The sequence below is a fragment of the Neobacillus niacini genome, assembly GCF_046591715.1.
Lineage (GTDB): Bacteria > Bacillota > Bacilli > Bacillales > Cytobacillaceae > Neobacillus > Neobacillus niacini_L.
In genome coordinates this window covers 138,271-158,086 of record NZ_JAWVNQ010000008.1, presented here as the reverse complement: position 1 = coordinate 158,086, position 19,816 = coordinate 138,271, and the positions used below count along the sequence as shown (strand labels likewise).

Here is a 19,816-nt window from a genome sequence, read left to right as displayed (position 1 = left end):
AGGAAAAATGACAACAGAACTTTGGGTGAAAAACGGATATGTTTTTACGAGTGAAGGGTTTCGGTTTGCAAGTATAAAAATTAAAAACGGAACAATAGAAGCGATCAGTGACAGCGATGTCGAACCACAAAAAGACTGCGGGTCTCTTTTCATAGATGCTGCCGGCTGTCTTGTCGTACCAGGATTTATCGATGCACATGTCCATTTTAATGACCCCGGCCGCAGTGATTGGGAAGGAATCGAAACCGGCAGCCGAGCCGCCGCCATTGGTGGAACGACAACGATATTTGATATGCCGCTGAACAGTTTTCCTTCCGTGACAAGCGTAATACATTTACACAATAAACGAGAACATCTAACCCATAAGTCTTATGTTGATTTCGCCTTATGGGGCGGTATGACTGGAGAATCGGTTACGAATAAAGCAGAATTGGACGAAATGTGTGAGGGAATTATTGGCTGGAAGGCATTTATGGCAGATAGCGGCATCGATGATTTTCCTTATACCGCACCAAAACAATTAGAACTGGCAATGAAGATGGCAGCAGAACAAAATAAAATCCTTGGTCTTCATGCGGAATGGCAGGAGGAGATTCATACTCTTACCACTTTTTATAAACATCGAAAAGGGGTGAATGAACGAAAAGCATTCCTCCTAAGCCGGCCTATATCAGCTGAAGAACAAGCCGTCAGCACGGCGCTGGAGATAGCTGCAAAATATGGTACGGCAATTCACTTCGTGCATATCAGTTCACCAAAAGTGATTGAACTTATCCAACAGGGAAAGAAGAGTGGAATTGACGTTACTGTCGAAACCTGTCCTCATTATTTGATTTTTGATGAGGAGGATTTCCTTAAGAAGGGTTCTATTCTTAAATGTGCCCCGCCTCTCAGGCCGAGGAAAGAAGTAGAAGGGCTATGGGAGTGTATATCAAATGGATGGATTGATACAATCGGTTCCGATCATTCCCCCTGCCTGTATTCTATGAAAAATACTGACTCCATATGGGAGGCATGGGGAGGAATCCAAGGTGTCCAATTTACTTGGCTGGCACTCTTGGATGAAGCATTGAAAAGGAATATCCCACTGAAAAATATCCTGCCTTTAGGCACTGAAAATGTTGCGGATCGGTTTAGACTAACAGAAAAAGGTAGAATTCAGCCAGGATTAGATGGTGATATAGTTTTGATTTCACTGGACGAAACAACATTTGTCGACCAGCACTCTATTGCTTTTCGAAATCAATATTCTCCATATGAAAATAAAACATTTCTATTAAAAATAAAGAAAACAATCTTAAGAGGAAAGGTAATCTATGACGCTCAAACAGGTGTAGACCATAAAAAGTATGGTCAATATATTCAGCCAAGGAAGTGAGTTTATGGGTCAGTTCCCCGCTACACTTGAAGAAGGTATTGAATGGTTAGCTTCGTATGGGGCAGAGCCTGATGGCGGTGTTACACGAACTCTTTACTCTCCGCAGTGGAAGGAAGCACAGCATGCTTTAAAGGGCTGGATGGAGGAAGAGGGTCTCGCGGCATACTTTGATGCAATCGGAAACTTATTTGGCAGGCTTTCTTCCTCGAATCCCAATGCTCCGACGATATTAATTGGATCACATGTCGACAGTGTTAAATCAGGCGGGAAATATGATGGTGCATATGGAATCATTGCTGGAATACTAGCATTATTGCAATTGAAAACGCAATACGGGCAGCCGAGCATAAACCTTGAGGTGGTATCTTTTTGTGAAGAGGAGGGGAGCCGCTTTCCAATCGCGCTTTGGGGATCAGGTATGATGACGGGAATTTATTCATATAACGATATTTGTACTATCAAAGACTCAGAGGGTAATAGCTTTGAGACAGCGATGATGGCAGCAGGATTTGGACTTACAGAATACAGGGGCCGGAATGATATCCAAACTTTTATTGAACTACATATCGAACAAGGGCCCACTCTTGAGAAAGTAAATAAAGCGATTGGTATTGTCAAAGCCATTGTCGGACAAAGACGGTATCGGATAAGCGTGTCTGGCGAATCCAATCATGTAGGTACCACCTCAATGAAATGGCGGAAGGATGCACTTCATGGGGCAGTAAATATGATTCATGACTTATATGGAAGTATAAAGGGTTACGACGAAGATCTAGTAACAAGTGTGGGACAGCTTTTTGTAGAACCGAATGTCCCCAATGTAATCCCGAATACTGTTCAATTTACTGTAGATGCCAGACATCCAAACGAATCTGTTTTAAGCTCTTTTTGTCAGCATTTCACCGAAACATTTGAAAGCCATGCAAAAAAACATGAATTAGGTATAAAAGTTGAAATGTGGCATGAAGTTAAGCCTGCTCCGATGGATTCGCATCTTAATGAAATCATCGAAAGTATCTGTTTCAGCCGCTCTATTCCCTGCCATTGGATGAATAGCGGTGCAGGACATGACTCCCAGCTGTTTGCACGAATCTGTCCGACGACGATTCTTTTTGTACCAAGTCAGGGCGGCATTAGTCATTCTCCACTAGAATATACGTCAACTAAAGATTTAGAAACAGGTCTTACTGTGCTTACAGAATTATTACATCAATTAGCCTACTAGCCAGAGGAGGTTTTTTTTTGAATCAGGATAAAGCCAAGATGGTCCGGTGGATACAGGACCAAGAGGAAAACATGATCTCATTTTTAAAAACGTTAGTTCAAACCCCATCGGATAATCCAGCAGGTGATTGTCTGCCAATAGCAAAAGTTTTAGAAAAACAGCTTCATAACCTGGGATTTAAAGAAGTATCTCTCCTCGAAGTGGACGAAGAAAGTGTAAAGGCAAATGGGATGATTAGTATGGCTAACGTCTTTGCGCCTACAGAATTTGGTGAAGGACCAAATGTCGTTTTAAACGCTCATGGAGATGTGGTTCCCCCTGGATTGGGGTGGAGTGTTGACCCCTATGGAGGAGAAATTATCGATGGAAAAATGTATGGGCGCGGTGTCGCTGTGTCGAAGTCGGATATTGCAGCCTATACTTTTAGTGTCCTAGCTTTAAACCAGGTGAAGGAAAAGCTGACCGGGAGAGTGGACCTGGCATTCACTTTCGACGAAGAAACAGGTGGAGAAATAGGTCCTAAATGGCTGTTAGACCAGGGGTATATTAAGGCTAATCACGCCATTGTGGCAGGCTTCACCTATTCAGCTGTTAACGCGCATAATGGCTGTTTGCATTTTGATGTTAAAATAACGGGAAAGTCAGCACATGCAGCCCTTCCGCATACTGGAATAGATGCAATCGAGGCGACTACTAAAATTCTGCATGTTTTATATGATTATCGTAAAATACTTGAAGGAAAAAGGTCATCAATTCCGGGCATTGATTTTCCTACCTTGAATGTAGGACTTATTTCAGGCGGGATCAATACCAATGTCGTCCCTGATGAATGCAGAATTAGGGTGGATCTGAGATTAATTCCGGAAGTAGACTATGTTCAAGCAGAAATAGAGTTTAGAGAATTGGTTCATCAAGCAGTCTCGGAAATTACCGGGATAAAAGTAGAAATCAATAAAGTTCTCCATGCAAAAAGCTTTGGACCCGTTCCAGAAAATACGCCGCTTGTTCAAGCCTTAGCTAGCAACTGGCAAAGTATTTTAAAGGAGGAGGGAGAATTACCTGTTCATGGAGTTCCTCTATACACAGATGCGCGTCATTTCTATGATGCAGGAATTCCAACGATTATGTTTGGAGTAGGACCCAAAGTATTAGAAGAGGCGAACGGACACCGGGCGGATGAGAATATTCGGCTGTCTGACCTGCAGGCTGCTGCCAAAATCATCGCCTGTACGCTTTATGACTTATTGGCGGCTAAATAAAGGTAAGAGCCAACAATTTGTGTTGGCTCTCCTGAGTTAGGCTTTATTATAACTGAATGTTGATTTCTTGTGTTTGGAAAATAAACGCATTTTAAGCTCCATTTATTCCAATAGACGGAAATTCTCCGCCAAAGTATACTGATAACTACGGTAAAGTCAACAATCACCATTAACTGAGACTTATTTTTAAAAAGTATGTGCTAAGTCTTTAGCGCGTGCAATGGCATTTTCCTTGATTTCTTGGGCTTTATCAGGCATTGCATTATGCCCCTCCACAAATAATCCTTCAAAAGATGGGACTCCATAAAATTGCATAATGATCTCAAGATATCGGTGTCCCATTTCCATTGCAGCAGCAGGACCTTCTGAATAAATGCCGCCGCGTGCTTGGATATGTAAGGCTTTCTTGTCTGTTAACAGACCAATCGGACCTTTTTCGGTATATTTAAATGTTTTACCTGCAACGGAAACGGCATCCACGTAAGCTTTCATTACAGGCGGGAAGGAAAAATTCCATAACGGTGTTACAAAAATATACTTATCTGCTGAAATAAATTGCTCACAAATCTCAGAAAGTCTGCCAACCTTTGTTTTTTCTTCTGCTGACAGCTGTTCAAAATCCGTTCCTGACCGAAGTTTTCCCCAGCCGCTGAAGACATCTACATCAATTTGTGGAACATCTACTTTGTAGAGGTCCACATCAATAATTTCATGATCTGGATTCACTTCTTTGTAGGTATCAATAAATGCTTTTCCAACTGCCATACTATAAGACTGAGTGTCATCATGTGGATGAGCAGTTATGTATAGTACTTTTGTCATATTCTTATCGATCCTTTCTGTATCTAGCATGCATTCTAGTTTGTGCAGTGAATGTTAGTTTATGCAGATACACAAAAAAGGATAGAACATGAAAAATAGAAGGAATTTGCGTTTTGGCAAACTCCTTTTATTTTTTAGTTATTATTTTCAGTGAAGTAAGGGTTACCACTAATGTTCGCACGCATTTCGTCCGTTAATGTAAATGGCTCATTTACTGTTGAATTACTAGCAGAAGTTTCATTGTTTTGGATACTTCCATCATAATGAATTGGTTTATTTGTCATAGGTAAATTCACCTCCATTACTATAGTGTATACATTAATTCTACTATTTATTTATCATGATTAATAGGTAATTTTTAATATTCTAAATGTTATTTTAACTGGTAATTATTTACTACATAAGTGCTAGTATTTGGTATCATACTTTCCTTATTTAACCTTACCTTGATATTTATGATAAAATTTCTTAAAAAAGGAGTCTGCTCATCATGAAATTAATTGATCTCCACTGTGATGCATTGCTTAAACTTTCAGAAGGAAAAGGCACCCTTCGTTTTGCGGATGCAAAAGAATTGCAGACCAATAAAACAAGGCTGCACAAAGGGCAAGTCAAGGTTCAGTGCTTTGCCATTTTTATTGAGCCGGACATCCCTTCTGACCAGAAATTTCAAGAGGCACTTGTACAAATTGATTATTTTTATAAGGAGGTACTCGGGAAAAACCCTGATATCATTCATATAAAAGAATGGTCTGACTTTGAAAAAATTAATATCGGCCAAATTGGTGCGATGCTGACCCTTGAAGGTGTGGATGCCATTGGCAACGATTTAGCGAAACTCCATATCCTTCATCAGCTTGGAGTTCGTTCGGTCGGTTTGACCTGGAATAATGCCAACTTAGCTGCTGATGGTGCTGGTGAACCGCGCGGCGGCGGACTTACCCTTTTGGGAAAAGAGATTGTAAAATTTAATAATGAACATCAAATTTTGACTGATATATCCCACCTTAGTGATAAGGGTATTTGGGAAGTCATTGAATTAGCAAAGTATCCGATTGCAAGCCACTCCAATTCACGAACTCTATGTCATCATCCTCGAAATTTAACGGACGATCAGGCAAAAGCAATGTTTAAAAGAAACGCCATGATCCATGTTGTTTACTATCCTCCGTTTGTAAAAGAGGGTGGAGAGGTCATGATTTCAGATCTTATTAACCATATCGATCATTTTTGTTCGTTAGGCGGAGTAAGGAATATTGGATTGGGTTCGGATTTTGATGGGATTGGGGCATTTATTACCGGCCTTGAGGACGCCTCGAAAACCCAGAATCTCATTAACGAATTATTGAAACATTTTAAAGAGGAAGAGGTAAGAGGTTTTGCCTACCAAAACTTTCTCGACCATCGCCCAGGAGTGCTAGTATGAAGATCAGACAGACAGGGGTGAGTGTCGGGAAACTGCCAACAGGTCCTAAAAATTGTATCACCGATGTTGAAGGCGTCATGGTAGGTCATGTAACGCTTGATTATCCGCTGGATGAAACAGGGGAAGATTATGTTTGCACAGGGGTAACAGCGATACTGCCTCATAAAGGCAATGTATTTAAACAGAAAGTCACCGCCTCAAGCTATGTGATTAATGGTTTTGGCAAAACAACCGGCCTGGTTCAGATCAATGAACTAGGGATTCTTGAATCACCGATTATGCTGACCAATACGTTTGGAGTACCCGCAGTCACTCAAGGGACATTAGAATACATGCTGGCTGAGAATCCTGAAATTGGAGAAACCACAGGGACCATTAACATCGTAGTGGGAGAATGCAATGATAGTTACTTAAATTCGATTAGGAAGTTTCCCGTTAAACCGGCCCATGCAATTGAAGCCATAAGAAATGCCTCTGACCATCAGACGGAGGAAGGAGCTGTTGGTGCTGGAAAAGGAATGATTTGCTTTGGTTATAAAGGAGGAATTGGAACGTCTTCACGTACCATCGAGGAATACACCATTGGCTGCTTAGTCCTTACTAATTTTGGTAAAAAGGAAGAACAACAAAGATTCCAATTTTCAGAACTGGGGGGACTTTCGGAAACAGCAGATGGCTCCATTATCATTGTTCTCGCAAGTGATGCGCCTTTAAGTGACCGACAGCTATTGCGTTTAGCAAAACGTTGTGGAATAGGTCTTGGGAGAACAGGCAGTCATTTCAGTCACGGCAGCGGGGATATTGTCATCGCTTTTTCGACAGCTTATAAATCAGAGCATTTTTCAGATGAACCAACGGAACAAAGGCTCCAGCTCCGTGAAGATCATCCCCTGATGAACCAGCTTTTCACAGGGGCTGCAGAAGCAGCTGAAGAAGCCATCCTAAACTCCCTTTCACAGGCAGTGACTACAAAAGGAAGAGCGGGAAGAGTCGTAAACAAGATTACCTTAAAGGGCGGGGAATGAGAGATATGTATCTAACCATAAAAGAAACAGCAGAATATTTATCAATGCCAGAATCAGCTATAGAAGACCTAATCAAACAAAAGAAAATCCGCGCCATTCATGACGGAGAAGGCTGGGTCATCAACAAAGAACAATTCAACACCCACCTAAAACAAATCGAAAAATACAAACACCTAGTAGAAGAAATCCTCAGCGAACCCATCCCAGAAGACCACGACATCAAAGATGAGGACTGATGGGTGCCTGTCACCAACCGAATAATATGGTGCCTGTCACCAAGGTGACTCCTAAAAGGAGTTCACCGTCCGTGGACAGTGTCCGCCTGGAATGGACACTTTTCTAAAAACTGGAAAAGGAGCTGGTTTCTAATGGGGAATATTTTCTTGAAGAGAGTGTATGAACCATTTGACGAGTCAGATGGTTTTCGAATTTTAGTGGATCGTATTTGGCCTCGCGGGATCTCGAAGGAGGCAGCTAAGTTAACTGCATGGGAGAAGGAAGCTGCTCCAAGTCCTGAGCTTCGCAAGTGGTTTTGTCACAAACCGGAGTTGTTTCGTGAGTTTAGAGCAAGATACATAGAGGAATTACGCACGGATGTACAAAAACAAAAGATAATAAATGAAATCATTACGATGACATCAAAGGGGAGAGTTACTCTCCTCTACGGTGCAAAGGATCCTGTATATAATCATGCGATCGTGCTGCAAGAAGAGGTAAACAAAATAATAAATGAAGTAAAAGCATAGAAGAGGAGCCCTGCAATCAAAAGGGCTCCTCTTCTATTTAGATATTTTATTTATTAGAGGATTATTATATAAATTTCTTGAATATGTAGGATATATAAATCGTTTTTTTGAGGTACAAAATAATAAAATATTAACAAGGAGTTTTGGGAAAAAGATGAGCTTTCATGCCTTCAAAGAATTAACACTACACTTGGAGTAAACTCACAGATACTGCCAACATAGTCTGGGTGTCACTGGGAAAACTCCTAAATAAATCAGCAAAACTAGGAGTTTTAGTATGAAAAATTATATCTTTCTATTCTGTGTTATTTTAATTCTGTTTGGCACTTATACCAGTATTCATGGTTCTTCAGCCAGTACAAGGGGTGTTAACCTTGTAGCCCTCGGTGATTCAATCACACATGGAGTAGGGGACCCTGCAAAAAAGGGATATATTGAAGGAGTTAAAGAAAAATTGGAAGAAGTACATAAGACTTCTATCAAAGTGAATAACTATGCTATTCCAAGGTATTCTACAGAAAAAGTTATCAGACAACTGCAGGATAAAAATATCAACGCGCAGATAAAAAAGGCTAGTTATATCATTTTGTATATCGGAACGAATGATTTTAGAAAGAGTGCTAATTATCAATTTGATCCACTTGATGCGAAAAGAATTAACGTTGGTAAAGGTAAATTCCTGACCAACCTAAATTTTATCCTTGAAAGCATTAGGAAAGAGAATTCTGCAGCGCCTATCTTTGTTTTAGGATTATATCAACCCTATGTTGAATACTCGAATACAAAGGAAATTCTAAGCACTATTAAAGATTGGAATGCTGGGATTGTCAAAGCTGCAGAAAATTTTGAGCGAATTGAATATGTTGCCACGCTTGACCTGTTTCAAGATAAACCCAAAAGTACCTATTTCAGTGATTCCCTGCATCCCAATCCTGCTGGATATAAATTAATTGCTAATCGATTATCAGAAAAAGTATTAAAAGAAAGTAGTATGAAACCATCATCGAAATAGAAACCATAGTGATAAAAGCTATGAAAAAGGAGTATTAAGCATGATAACGTTAAACGAAAATCCAGTTGTTAAGGCAGAAATGCTTATTAAGAGGCCAGTTGAAGTTGTTTATGAAGCTTTTATCAACCCTGAAATCACTACAAAGTTCTGGTTTACCAAAAGCAGCGGAAGATTAGAAGAAGGTAAAACAATCAGGTGGGACTGGGAGATGTATGGAGTTGGAGATGAGCTGATTGTTAAGGAAATCCAGCAAAACAAGAAAATAAGTATTGAATGGACAGATGGTACCCAGGTGGAGTGGATATTTACCCCCCGAGGAGATAATCAAACCTTTGTTTCAATTACAAACTCTGGCTTTTCAGGCAGCGGCGATGAAATGGTCAGCCATGCAATTGATTCAATGGGAGGATACACTATGGTACTCGCTGGATTAAAGGCTTATCTAGAGTTTAACATTCAATTAAATCTTGTATCCGACAAGGCACCAGACGCAATTGTAAATTGATAGGAGAAATAGTCAGACTAAATCCACATGGATTTAGTCTGCCATTTTGTCATGATAGGAGAAGAAAGTACAGAAATGGAGAAATTTATTGAGCGTATAAAACAGGTTTACCCCAGCCTTTCCATTGAGAATAGTCAGCTTAATGAAATTGGCCAAAATAATGATGTAGTAATTGTGAATGAAAAAGTTGTGTTTAGATTTCCCAAGTACGAAAAGGGAATAGCCAGTTTGAAAAAAGAGACTCAGATATTAGAAGCTATTAAGAATAAGATATCACTTCCGATTCCCAATCCTATCTATCAATCTTTTGAAAAATGGGAAGTCGGGAAAGTTTTTGTTGGCTACGAATTAATCAAAGGATCACCACTATGGAAAGAAAGTTTCGCAAACATTAAAAGTGAAAAAGTATTAAATAGGCTTGCATCACAGCTTGTTACTTTTCTATTCGAAATACATTCCATTTCTAAAAAAACACTGCTATTAGAGGAAACTAATCCCCGTGAAGAAATGGTCAACTTATATCAAAGAATACAAGATAAACTATATCCCTTAATGAGGGAAGACGCACAACGTCAAACCTCATATTCTTTTGAAGCATATCTAAACAGTGAAACCCTTCGTAGTTTAAAAACATCCTTGGTCCACGGTGATTTTGGGGCAACAAATATTTTGTGGGATACAACAACTAATAATATTACAGGAATCATTGATTTTGGAGGCAGTAATATAGGAGACCCCGCCTATGATTTTGCAGGAATTCTATCCAGTTACGGAGAAGAATTTTTTAATATGTGTTTGAATCTGTATCCGAATGGTACTGAAATAGCTGACCGAGTTAGATTTTATAGAAGTACATTTGCGCTGCAAGAAGCCTTACATGGGGTGGAAAATGATGATGCAGAGGCATTTGAAAACGGGATAAAAGAGTATAGATAAATCTATCCAGGAGGAATTAAATATGCGGCAAATTATCGCTCTTGGCGGCGGAGGTTTCTCCATGGAACCTGAGAATACATTATTGGATTCTTATATTCTTAAGCAATCGGGTAAAGAAAATCCCAAAATCTGTTTTATCCCAACTGCTAGTGGAGATTCAGAAGACTATATTCAAAGGTTTTATAATTTTTTTCAAAAACAAAACTGCAGACCATCACATCTTTCATTATTTAGACCTCCGACAAGGGATCTGGAGAACTATATTTTGGAAAAAGATATTATTTATGTTGGCGGCGGTAATACCAAGAATCTTTTAGCACTATGGAAAGATTGGGGATTAGACACCATCTTGAGAAAAGCGTGGAACCAAGGAATCCTATTAGCTGGAATTAGCGCAGGGTCCATTTGTTGGTTCGAGGAAGGAGTAACCGACTCCTATGGGGAAGGACTTGAGCCTTTAAGCTGCTTAGGTTTCTTGAAAGGAAGCAATTGTCCTCATTATGATGGGGAAGCAGATAGAAGACCTGCATACCATAATCTTATTGGAGCTAAGAAAATACAGACAGGAATTGCAGCAGATGATGGTGTTGCTATTCATTACATTGAGCAAGAAATCAGTAAAATTGTCAGCTCTAGACCAAACAGCAAGGCATATCATGTTGCCTGCAAAAATAAAGTGGTTGAAACCGAACTTCATACTGTGTTCTTAGGTTCTTCCTAACTGTCTGCACTTAGAAATATGCTGATGTAGTTCTTAATGCTCAATTTCACGCTTTTTTCTGATAGAGAAATAAAGAAAAAGTAGGTATAATTCCCTATCTTTTTATGCATGATAAAAGATGTTGCTAGCCCAACATACATAAATAGGAGGGAATTTAAAAAATGACGAATAAAAACAATAATCGCAACCAGCCTCATACTGGTGGAAGCAAAGCAGATACGGAATTTGGTTCGGAACAAGGTTTAAGTAAAAAAGCAAGGAAAAAAGCTGCGAGAGAAAATAAAAAGAACTCATAATTTAAAGAAAAAACGCCACTGGAGGGCGTTTTTTCTATTTCATATAACAAAGTAAAAGACACAAAAGAAGTGAGACAAACTGCCAAGCATGATAAAGATATGGAAAATCTCATGAAAGCCCATGTATTTGGATTGAAGGAATTTTGGTTTTGCACCGTAAATCACACCGCCGATTGTATAAAAAATCCCTCCGAGTACTAATAAAAATAGCCCCATGTGCTCCAAGCTCCCTGCTAATGGCGAAAATACAAAGACAATCATCCATCCCATAACAAGATACAATGCTGTAGAAATCCAGCGTGGACAATTAAACCAAACCATTTTAAAAACAACCCCGCTTAAAGCGACCGCTGCAATAATTGAAAATAGAATATTACCGGTTGTTCCATTTAAACTGATAAAGCAAAAAGGTGTATAGGTACCTGCAATCAAGATAAATATCATTGAATGATCGAGCCGTCTTAAAAACGCAATCACATGATCTTTAGCAATCACCATATGGTAAGTTGCTGAGGCAGAATAAAGAAGTATCATACTGACGCCGAAAATAATCACGGCAGCAATGGCCATCGTCGACGCGGTGGTACTCGAAACTTTAATTAACATTGCCAGAAGTCCGACAAAAGATAGCAAAGCTCCTGTTAAATGAGTTAATCCATTAATGGGTTCACGAATATAATTACTCAAGGTTAATACCCTCCTGACACAACATGTAGTTTCCATAACTACTTATTATAATACCTGTAAAACAACAACTAGTCAACGAATAATTGTTACGATATAATGTTAATTAGATACCACAATGATCGGAGTTTTTAATATGGAAAAAATCAATGAAATTCTTAAGGACCTTCAACTGGAGTCAAACCTTAAACTAGATGATATCCCCAATATAGATTTATATATGGACCAGGTCATACAGTTATTTGAAAATAAATTTGCAGAGACTAAACGTAATGATGATGAAAAGATTTTGACGAAAACCATGATAAATAATTATGCAAAAGGGAAGCTTATTTTTCCGATAAAAAATAAGAAGTACTCCAAAGAGCATTTGATATTAATGAGTTTGATTTATCAATTAAAAGGGGCTCTTTCCATTAACGATATTCAAATGACACTTGATGGGATAAATAAAAGGATTATAAAAGAGGACATCGAGTTAGATTCTTTTTACAAGAGTTATTTAAACCTTTCGAAGAAAAATGTGGCTGATTTTAATGAGGATATAAATGAGCGGGTCAAAGATGTAAAGGAAGAGGTATCAAAAATGGAGGATCGAAACGCCCCTTACCTCGAGCAGGTACTGATGATTACTTCTCTTGTTCATATGAGCAACTTATACCGAAAAACAGCTGAAAAATTGGTAGATGAATTTATAGTTGAAAAAGAAGGCAAGCGTCATAAATGATATGACGCTTTTTCTATTTCCTTCTCTTGTTGAATATGAATATCTTTTACAGCAATACCTATATCAATTACCTTCCGTTCGGAATCACTTACCTCAACATTATGGATAGAGACAGAATCAGCCCGATTTTCTCCTCCGTAAACCTTAATAACTGCACCAGCTCTTCTGAACCCCTTGATTGAAATGTTTTCTAAAACCACATTTCTTGCTCGATATTGTACCGCTATGAGGGGGTTACTTTGGTAGTCATAATCAGAGTCCCCAATCAAGGTGAAATGATTAACCACGACATTTTTATAGGCTGACACCACCAATCCACGCGGCGTCGAATCTTTATATAGTTCAGTGAAAACAGGTTGAATGGCTGCAAGATTAATAGCTGTAATATTATAGGCCGACTTTGATTCTGTATCAGTACTTTTGTGGTGCCCGATATGGCGGAAGTTATAGGAACGGTTGTCGTTAACCGATATATGACCTATGATCTTCACGTTAGAGGCAGCAGAGGAATTTTGATGTGCCTTACATTCAATCCCCCCGAAGCATCTTGCTGTTGAATTATTCACCAAAAGAACATTCCTTGAACCATCATCGACTTCAAACCCATTTGAATTAGAAAAACCTTTCTGATGGGCACGGCCGCTCGGGTCACACATATGTGAATTTGAAATAAAAATATAGTCACTATGATGGGTCGTTATTCCATCATCTCCGAAACCATAGCCGGTTAAATTGTCCAGCCAAACATAGCTGCTTCCGCCTCGAGCCCGGAACCCATCACCAGCATAATTGTACTGTGTGGAGGAAATATCAAAGCAATGGAGCCCAGGATTAATCCCTTCAACATCCTTTACCCAGCCGTATGTAACGTTCGCATATGTTAAACAACTAGAATGATTGCCCCAGGTACTGGTCTTTTTGACCTCCCCAAGTCTTTCGATATTCCAATCTAAACTCATTCCCTGAACAAATAAATGATGATCTCCACGCCAATGGTTGGCATTGGTAATTAATCGAGATCCTTTTGGAGCATTATTATGTAATTTTATCGTGGTTTTCCCTTTTCCTGCCCCAGCGAGATAAGTCCAAGATGGCATAACAATACCTTTTGTAATAAAGATGCCCTCTGGAACAATTACTTTAACAAATCCCTCTCCAATCGCTTTTTTAAAAGCAGTAGTGTTATCTGTTTTTCCATCTCCAACTCCGCCGTAATCCACAATATTTACTTCCCTAGAAATCCTGCTCATTAAGTTTTCGTACTCATCATCCAGTTTCAGTTTCCATTCAGGATAAACTTCCCCATTAGAATCAACGGAAATTTGTACAGGCTCCGAAATGGAAAAGGGCTTGGCGAATAATCGAAACAGTCTCTCTATAATCTTTTTCGAAAAAGGAAGTGAGAGGGGTGTTTTGTTGATTTGAGGTACTGGTATATTCTCACGGCATTGCTGAAAAAGCTCTTCTGTCTCTGTTATAACCTTTTCTATATCTAGATGTTTTCCGGTAATCTCTGAAAGCAACTCTCTGTTTTTTCGAGGATTATGGAATTGATTAAATTTCATCCTTCTTCTTCACTCCAAGGTAAAAACATTAATATAACTATTATTGCTGAATCACAGGTGAAGCTCTAGTAAAAAGGAAAACTGAACTTTTTGTGAACATAGAGGTCGCGGCTTTGGTGTATCGAATACATACTATTAAATCATATTTGAAAGGCGGAACCAGCTATGAAATACAAAAATACCATAAGTATACTTGTTATTATTGTTGCCATCCTCTCACTTTTTTCAACGTCTTATGCCATTTTTTCAAATCATGGGCAAGGGGAATATGAATACAAGTCGATATATGGGGAAAGTGTCTCGATCTATGGAAAAGGACTTTATGTGCATGACTCGGTGTCAATGGCTGCCCAAGCAATCGCACAGGATTATGTTACACTCTTCTTGGGAGTACCATTGCTGCTTCTATCATTTTATTTGTATAGAAAAGGATTGCTTAAAGGGAGCCTGCTTCTGACTGGTACGCTAGGCTATTTTCTATACACTTACGCCTCTTATTCCTTTCTTTCCATGTATAATTCAATGTTTCTTATCTATGTCGCCCTCATGTCAGCCAGTTTCTTTGCCTTTACACTTATGATGGTGTCGTATGAAATTCATAATCTCCCTTTGTTCTTTGCGGAAAAAACACCAGTGAAATTCTTAGGTGGATTCCTGCTATTTGTTTCTTTTGTGTTTGGGATGATGTGGACCGGAAAGCTGGGCTTTCCGCTATTAAAGCAAACACCGCCGCCGGAAGATTTGCAGCACTATACAACATTCGTTATTCAAGCACTTGATTTGGGCTTTGTTGTACCAGCAGGTCTGCTGGCTGGTGTCCTCTTAATGATGAGAAAGCCATTTGGCTACTTGCTTGCCCCGGTAATCATCATAAAAGAAATAACTTTACTTACCGCCATGACAGCGATGATTTTCCTTCAAATAAGAGCGGGAGTGGAGATAGGCAGTATGTTGGTTTGGAGCATTGTACTTTTTAATCTCGTAGTGATTTATTGCATGTTTTTAGTTTTGAGAAATATAAAAGAAGTCAAAAATCACAAAAGTTCTTCCAGTTTGAGCTTATAGTAAAAGTAAAGGAGCTGTTTGATTCCTCAAACAGCTCCATCATATTAAATATAAAAACCAGCAGCTAACAATCCGAGAGGGAAGCTGCCTGCAATACAAAGCCTCGATACACTAACCTTTCCATATAATGTTACAGTTCCGTTTTTATTGTCCCAAGTGGACATTCCACGTTTCTTTAGGTCTCGATAGGAAAAAAAGAAGCATATAAAATTTAAGATAGGGATTCCAAATCCCATACCAGCTGCACTAACAAATATACTCCGCTTTAACAGAGTTTGGAAATCAAGCTTGTCGCCATTTAAGCTTTTGATCTTAGTATTTAAGAAAGCCCTTCCAAAGGTATTGCCGAAAATGGCAATGATAGCAGGTTCAACCATAATCCAAAGTATCAAACTTATGATAAATATATATAAATTTGAGATTTCACTAACGAATGCTGGAAACAGAATAGATACGAATAAAATGAAAGTGATGGAAAATAAGGAAAGGTCAAAAAACCTGGCAAGGTACCGTACATAAGGTCTGCCATTAGGATAGGTTGCTTCTTCATATTCTTCTTTTGTATTAAACTTATCTGGGAGAAGGTGAACTCTAGTGGATTCAAAAATACACTTTGAAAAAACATCAAGGCTTTTTGCCATTTGCCAGCATTTCATTGATTTGTTCCAGACGAAGGTATCACCAGAGAGTACCCTTTGTTCTAATAACTTTTGTAATTCAAAAAGGCAGACAGGTCCTTGCTGTTCGGAATCTTTAATAAAAAACCAGACATTTTCCTTATTTGATGCCAATTTCATCGCCCCCCAATTAGGTAAATTATACCACGTCTAATAAATGACCTTTTTTGTCAGTTTTGTGTATTTTGAATATTTATCTGCCAATAGCCTCAAAATACTAACATACGTTCGGAGGTGGATGAAGTGGAAGATAAGAATTATGAGAAAATTTATGAAGAATATAAGCAGCAAAGTGAGCAGCAGGCGCACATAGAGGCAGCGCAAGGTAATCCTGATGGAAAAGAGGAATTTACAGCCGTTAGGAAAAATGATGATGGAGATATCATTGCCTTTAAAACAAGCACAGGCAGAGAATTGGATTACATTACGGCTTTGAAAGAAGCAAAAGCAGGTCAAATCGCACATGTCGACGTTTTTCACAAATATGGAAGAGATATTATTCGAAGCGAACCGGATGGGATAAAAGAAAACAATCTGGATCGACTGCCTGAATTTTAGTTCTTAGATGGAGCAGCTTAAAAGGCTGCTCTCATTTTCTTTTTATTAGAAAAAGGTTTTTTGCCAATTTAATGGAATATAAATAAATAATTAGCTGTGTGTTTTTTTGGGGGAGATATAGATGAATTTTATGAAACTAATAGGGACCTTTGTATCAATTGGAAGTTTCCTTTTTTGCAGCACTATTTTACTTTTTAATCCTTATACCCATACTAGCGCAGACCTAGATGTTTTAAATTCGTTCATGATCATGTACTTACTGCCAATGTTTTTGACAGGCTTCTCAAGTTTTTCATTAAAACCGATCTTGCTCATTATTGGTTCTCTCTGGGCACTACCGCTCAGTTTGTATTGTTTAGCTACTCCTGGCATATTTAAATATCTTATTATTGGCCCCGTTTTATTATTAATTACTGGAATCATAATGTTAAAGAATAAGAGAACTGCATAGAGAGTAAAGGTGGTTGTTATGTTTTTTCTATTGTTAACTGGAATGATTATTTCTTTTGTGACAGCTGTTACGTTTTTACTAAATGGCAAAATGGTATTTGGCATGATCGCGGCGGCATTAGGCATTCTAACCCTGTTGTTTATACTTTTCTATTATGGAAGTAAGAAGTATCGAAAAAAGAATAAGCTGGATTGTGTTCCAGACTGTCCGACATTTGATTGCGGACCAGATTGCGATGGCAAAAAATCAGATTGTGATGGAGGACCAGATTGTGACTGTGGACCAAATTGTAATTAACTTAAAAAGGTTAACTGACATTGTTCCTTGTCACCGGATGAAGACACGGAGTTTGACGATAAAAGGACATACGCTGCCATTATGTGCAAGGTGCACGGGGATCTTATTGGGTTATTTATTTTTCCCTTTCTTATTAATAATTGAATTAAATTTACCACTTTGGCTTGGGATCATATTGAATCTTCCCATGGTTCTGGATGGCTGGACCCAAAAAAGGAAACTGCGGATGAGTAATAATCCATTAAGAGTAAGTACAGGGATCATTAGCGGCTTAGGTCAGAGTATCCTAATTGTAAGCATCAGCCAAGGCATCATTTCACTTGTATTGTAACAGAAGTACGCTATTATCCATTTCATACTCGTCCCACAAAGCATATGATAAAACAGGACGAATGAAAGGGTGATGCATGTTGTTGGACTCTTTATTTGAATTTATATCACAGCTCATAACAATGGTTTACCAATTTATTTTATATATTTTGGAAACACTTCAAAATATTTTATAAAAGGTCAAATGCGTGGCCTTTTTTTTGTTAAAGTAAACTAATGAAGGAATTAGCGAACTAAATAAGTAAGGGAGAATGGGTATGATTACTCTTTACATAACAAGACACGGTGAAACCGAGTGGAACACTGAAAAAAGAATGCAAGGCTGGCTGGATTCAAATCTAACAGAAAGCGGTATAAACAATGCGGTTTCTTTAGGTGAAAGATTGAAAGATACAGAGTTAACCGCGATTTATTCAAGTACAAGCGGGAGGACGAAAGCCACTGCCAGTTTGATACGGGGAGATAGAGATATACCTGTTATTTACGATGAGAATTTAAGGGAAATTAAGCTAGGTCAATGGGAAGGGAAAACTCATTCATTGATCAAAGAATTGTATCAAACAGAATTTGACGCATTCTGGAATGCACCTCATCAATATACATCTGTTGAAGGAGAAACGTTTGAACAAACGCGAGCAAGAGCCATTCGGGTTTTAGAACGAATAAAAAGTGAACATGAATCTGGAAACATATTAATTGTAACTCATTCTGTCGTAATAAAATGTTTGTATTCATATTTTAAGAACTTACGAATTGAAGCACTATGGGACCCTCCTTATATACATGATACGAGTCTAACAATTGTAGAAACGAATGAAAATGGTTTTAAACTTATTCTAGAAGGAGATACCACTCACTTGAAATCTATGAATTTTATTTAGAAGGAGCTGAGGCAAATTGGACATCAAACTAGAAAAAGCAACCAATAAAGATGCACAAGAGATTTTTGATATTCAAGTTAAAGCCTTTAACCCATTACTGGAAAAGTATCAAGATTACCAGACAAACCCGGCAAATGAAACCATTGATACGGTTATCACTAGAATAAATAATCCACAAGGCGGCTTTTATAAAATACTGATTGAGAATAATCTTGTAGGTGCTATTTGTGTAGTTTCTAAAGTGGAGAAGCAATTTTGGATCAGCCCTATGTTTATTTCTCCGGAATATCAAGGGAAGGGGATTGCACAGAGAGCTATCGTCTTGGTGGAGGAATTGTTTCCTCAAGCACTCAGCTGGGAATTGGCAACGATTTTAGAAGAGGAGCGAAACTGCTGCTTATACGAAAAGATGGGATACATAAAAACGGGAATTCAAAAGAATTTAAATGAAAATACTACGCTTATTTATTATAAAAAAAGTAATGGGGGTGTGGAAGATTAATAAAATTGATCCATTCAAAGCAGCTGAATTGTTTATCTTGCGTCGTTACCCGAATTGTCATGGTGCCGTATTAGCAGGAAGTGTCATTCGAGGTGAAGCTACAGAAACATCGGACCTTGATATCGTGATATTTGATAAGAGTCTTACAAAGGCATATAGAGAGTCAGTCATTGAATTTGGATGGAATATTGAGGTTTTTGTCCACAATTTATCAACCTATAAGGATTTCTTTAAAAGTGATTGTGAACGAGCCAGACCTTCCTTGCCCAAAATGGTTTCAGAAGGAATCGTAATCAAAGATACTGGAATCATACAGTCAATAAAACAAGAGGCAAATGAATTGCTAGAGAATGGCCCAGAAGAATGGTCAGCTGAAACCATAAAAGTAAAACGTTATTTCATTACAGATGCACTTGATGATTTTATTGGCTGTACCGATAGAGCGGAGGAGGTCTTTATTGCCAATACTCTTGCAGAATTAAGCAGTGAGTTTGTCTTAAGAACAAATGGAAAATGGATCGGCACTTCAAAATGGATGGTTCGTTCATTAAAAAACTATGATGAAATATTTGCAGGTAAATTTGTCGAGGCGTTTGATATTTTTTATAGAAACGGCGATAAAAATAAAATCATTATGATGATTGATGATATTCTGCAGCCATTTGGCGGACGGTTATTTAACGGATTTTCATTAGGGAAGGATTAAAAGGGCTTTGACCAAGCCCTTT

General features: G+C 38.5%; 25 protein-coding genes. 19 read left to right on the top strand and 6 right to left on the bottom strand.

Annotated elements, in window-relative coordinates; all coding sequences use genetic code 11:
• The first annotated feature begins 7 nt into the window (after positions 1 to 7).
• From allB to SFC47_RS18675, 3 genes are read left to right on the top strand one after another with little or no spacing between them, the layout of a single operon-like run.
• Entirely contained in the window at positions 8 to 1,378 is a 1,371-nt protein-coding gene (gene allB / locus SFC47_RS18685; RefSeq protein WP_411255832.1) for an allantoinase AllB, read from the top strand.
• Positions 1,379 to 1,382: 4 nt separating this feature from the next.
• Positions 1,383 to 2,603 carry a Zn-dependent hydrolase gene (locus SFC47_RS18680; RefSeq protein ID WP_411255831.1) on the top strand — a complete coding sequence of 407 codons (1,221 nt, stop codon included), beginning with the start codon at positions 1,383 to 1,385 and terminating at the stop codon, positions 2,601 to 2,603.
• Between the two features lie 17 nt (positions 2,604 to 2,620).
• The gene (locus SFC47_RS18675; protein ID WP_411255830.1) at positions 2,621 to 3,862 is read left to right on the top strand and encodes an ArgE/DapE family deacylase; all 1,242 of its coding nucleotides are present in this window, start codon (positions 2,621 to 2,623) and stop codon (positions 3,860 to 3,862) included.
• A 186-nt stretch (positions 3,863 to 4,048) separates the two neighbouring features.
• On the opposite strand, the gene SFC47_RS18670 is transcribed toward SFC47_RS18675, so the two are convergent.
• Positions 4,049 to 4,684 (bottom strand): FMN-dependent NADH-azoreductase, encoded by a 636-nt coding sequence (locus SFC47_RS18670; protein ID WP_411255829.1) that lies wholly within the window; start codon positions 4,682 to 4,684, stop codon positions 4,049 to 4,051.
• A gap of 134 nt (positions 4,685 to 4,818) precedes the next feature.
• Positions 4,819 to 4,968 carry a hypothetical protein gene (locus SFC47_RS18665; protein WP_411255828.1) on the bottom strand — a complete coding sequence of 50 codons (150 nt, stop codon included), beginning with the start codon at positions 4,966 to 4,968 and terminating at the stop codon, positions 4,819 to 4,821.
• Positions 4,969 to 5,174: 206 nt separating this feature from the next.
• On the opposite strand from SFC47_RS18665, the gene SFC47_RS18660 reads away from it, so the two are divergent.
• From SFC47_RS18660 to SFC47_RS18620, 9 genes are all read left to right on the top strand, one after another.
• Positions 5,175 to 6,110, top strand: coding sequence for a dipeptidase (locus SFC47_RS18660; RefSeq protein WP_411255827.1), 936 nt, complete (start codon positions 5,175 to 5,177; stop codon positions 6,108 to 6,110).
• Positions 6,107 to 7,135, top strand: coding sequence for a DmpA family aminopeptidase (locus SFC47_RS18655; protein WP_411255826.1), 1,029 nt, complete (start codon positions 6,107 to 6,109; stop codon positions 7,133 to 7,135). Before SFC47_RS18660 ends, SFC47_RS18655 begins: the two co-directional genes overlap by 4 nt.
• Positions 7,136 to 7,140: 5 nt before the next feature.
• Positions 7,141 to 7,371 (top strand): excisionase family DNA-binding protein, encoded by a 231-nt coding sequence (locus SFC47_RS18650; RefSeq protein WP_411255875.1) that lies wholly within the window; start codon positions 7,141 to 7,143, stop codon positions 7,369 to 7,371.
• 132 nt (positions 7,372 to 7,503) lie between these two features.
• Positions 7,504 to 7,881, top strand: a complete 378-nt coding sequence (locus tag SFC47_RS18645) for a DUF488 domain-containing protein (RefSeq protein ID WP_411255825.1) — start codon at positions 7,504 to 7,506, stop codon at positions 7,879 to 7,881.
• Positions 7,882 to 8,158: 277 nt separating this feature from the next.
• Entirely contained in the window at positions 8,159 to 8,893 is a 735-nt protein-coding gene (locus SFC47_RS18640) for a GDSL-type esterase/lipase family protein (RefSeq protein WP_411255824.1), read from the top strand.
• 40 nt (positions 8,894 to 8,933) lie between these two features.
• Positions 8,934 to 9,398 carry an SRPBCC family protein gene (locus SFC47_RS18635; protein WP_411255822.1) on the top strand — a complete coding sequence of 155 codons (465 nt, stop codon included), beginning with the start codon at positions 8,934 to 8,936 and terminating at the stop codon, positions 9,396 to 9,398.
• Positions 9,399 to 9,425: 27 nt separating this feature from the next.
• Positions 9,426 to 10,334, top strand: a complete 909-nt coding sequence (locus SFC47_RS18630) for a phosphotransferase family protein (RefSeq protein ID WP_411255821.1) — start codon at positions 9,426 to 9,428, stop codon at positions 10,332 to 10,334.
• Between the two features lie 22 nt (positions 10,335 to 10,356).
• Positions 10,357 to 11,055 (top strand): Type 1 glutamine amidotransferase-like domain-containing protein, encoded by a 699-nt coding sequence (locus SFC47_RS18625; RefSeq protein WP_411255820.1) that lies wholly within the window; start codon positions 10,357 to 10,359, stop codon positions 11,053 to 11,055.
• Between the two features lie 161 nt (positions 11,056 to 11,216).
• Entirely contained in the window at positions 11,217 to 11,351 is a 135-nt protein-coding gene (locus SFC47_RS18620) for a hypothetical protein (RefSeq protein ID WP_411255819.1), read from the top strand.
• Positions 11,352 to 11,390: 39 nt separating this feature from the next.
• Here the strand turns inward: SFC47_RS18620 and trhA are convergent, their stop codons facing one another.
• On the bottom strand, positions 11,391 to 12,038 hold the full coding sequence (gene trhA, locus SFC47_RS18615) for a PAQR family membrane homeostasis protein TrhA (protein WP_411255817.1): 648 nt from the start codon (positions 12,036 to 12,038) through the stop codon (positions 11,391 to 11,393).
• Positions 12,039 to 12,171: 133 nt separating this feature from the next.
• Between trhA and SFC47_RS18610 the strand changes: the two genes are divergently transcribed.
• The gene (locus SFC47_RS18610; RefSeq protein WP_411255816.1) at positions 12,172 to 12,762 is read left to right on the top strand and encodes a DUF1836 domain-containing protein; all 591 of its coding nucleotides are present in this window, start codon (positions 12,172 to 12,174) and stop codon (positions 12,760 to 12,762) included.
• Here the strand turns inward: SFC47_RS18610 and SFC47_RS18605 are convergent.
• Positions 12,753 to 14,327 carry a glycosyl hydrolase family 28-related protein gene (locus SFC47_RS18605; protein WP_411255814.1) on the bottom strand — a complete coding sequence of 525 codons (1,575 nt, stop codon included), beginning with the start codon at positions 14,325 to 14,327 and terminating at the stop codon, positions 12,753 to 12,755. The genes SFC47_RS18610 and SFC47_RS18605 overlap by 10 nt on opposite strands.
• A gap of 165 nt (positions 14,328 to 14,492) precedes the next feature.
• On the opposite strand from SFC47_RS18605, the gene SFC47_RS18600 reads away from it, so the two are divergent.
• Positions 14,493 to 15,392, top strand: coding sequence for a hypothetical protein (locus tag SFC47_RS18600; RefSeq protein WP_411255813.1), 900 nt, complete (start codon positions 14,493 to 14,495; stop codon positions 15,390 to 15,392).
• Between the two features lie 44 nt (positions 15,393 to 15,436).
• On the opposite strand, the gene SFC47_RS18595 is transcribed toward SFC47_RS18600, so the two are convergent.
• A complete protein-coding gene (locus SFC47_RS18595; RefSeq protein ID WP_411255812.1) occupies positions 15,437 to 16,183 on the bottom strand; it encodes an RDD family protein in 747 nt (248 codons plus the stop codon).
• Between the two features lie 129 nt (positions 16,184 to 16,312).
• Here SFC47_RS18595 and SFC47_RS18590 point away from each other — a divergent pair, with 129 nt between their 5' ends.
• Positions 16,313 to 16,627, top strand: coding sequence for a DUF3892 domain-containing protein (locus SFC47_RS18590; RefSeq protein WP_411255810.1), 315 nt, complete (start codon positions 16,313 to 16,315; stop codon positions 16,625 to 16,627).
• A 201-nt stretch (positions 16,628 to 16,828) separates the two neighbouring features.
• Here the strand turns inward: SFC47_RS18590 and SFC47_RS18585 are convergent, their stop codons facing one another.
• Entirely contained in the window at positions 16,829 to 17,182 is a 354-nt protein-coding gene (locus SFC47_RS18585; protein WP_411255809.1) for a hypothetical protein, read from the bottom strand.
• Between the two features lie 50 nt (positions 17,183 to 17,232).
• Here SFC47_RS18585 and SFC47_RS18580 point away from each other — a divergent pair, with 50 nt between their 5' ends.
• The 4 genes from SFC47_RS18580 (at position 17,233) to SFC47_RS18565 (ending at position 19,794) form a co-directional block, all read left to right on the top strand.
• Positions 17,233 to 17,706, top strand: coding sequence for a DUF2085 domain-containing protein (locus SFC47_RS18580; protein ID WP_411255808.1), 474 nt, complete (start codon positions 17,233 to 17,235; stop codon positions 17,704 to 17,706).
• 256 nt (positions 17,707 to 17,962) lie between these two features.
• A complete protein-coding gene (locus SFC47_RS18575) occupies positions 17,963 to 18,586 on the top strand; it encodes a histidine phosphatase family protein (RefSeq protein WP_411255873.1) in 624 nt (207 codons plus the stop codon).
• 16 nt (positions 18,587 to 18,602) lie between these two features.
• Positions 18,603 to 19,088, top strand: coding sequence for a GNAT family N-acetyltransferase (locus SFC47_RS18570; RefSeq protein ID WP_411255807.1), 486 nt, complete (start codon positions 18,603 to 18,605; stop codon positions 19,086 to 19,088).
• On the top strand, positions 19,033 to 19,794 hold the full coding sequence (locus SFC47_RS18565; RefSeq protein ID WP_411255806.1) for a nucleotidyltransferase domain-containing protein: 762 nt from the start codon (positions 19,033 to 19,035) through the stop codon (positions 19,792 to 19,794). The genes SFC47_RS18570 and SFC47_RS18565 overlap by 56 nt, the downstream gene beginning before the upstream one ends.
• Positions 19,795 to 19,816: the final 22 nt, after the last annotated feature.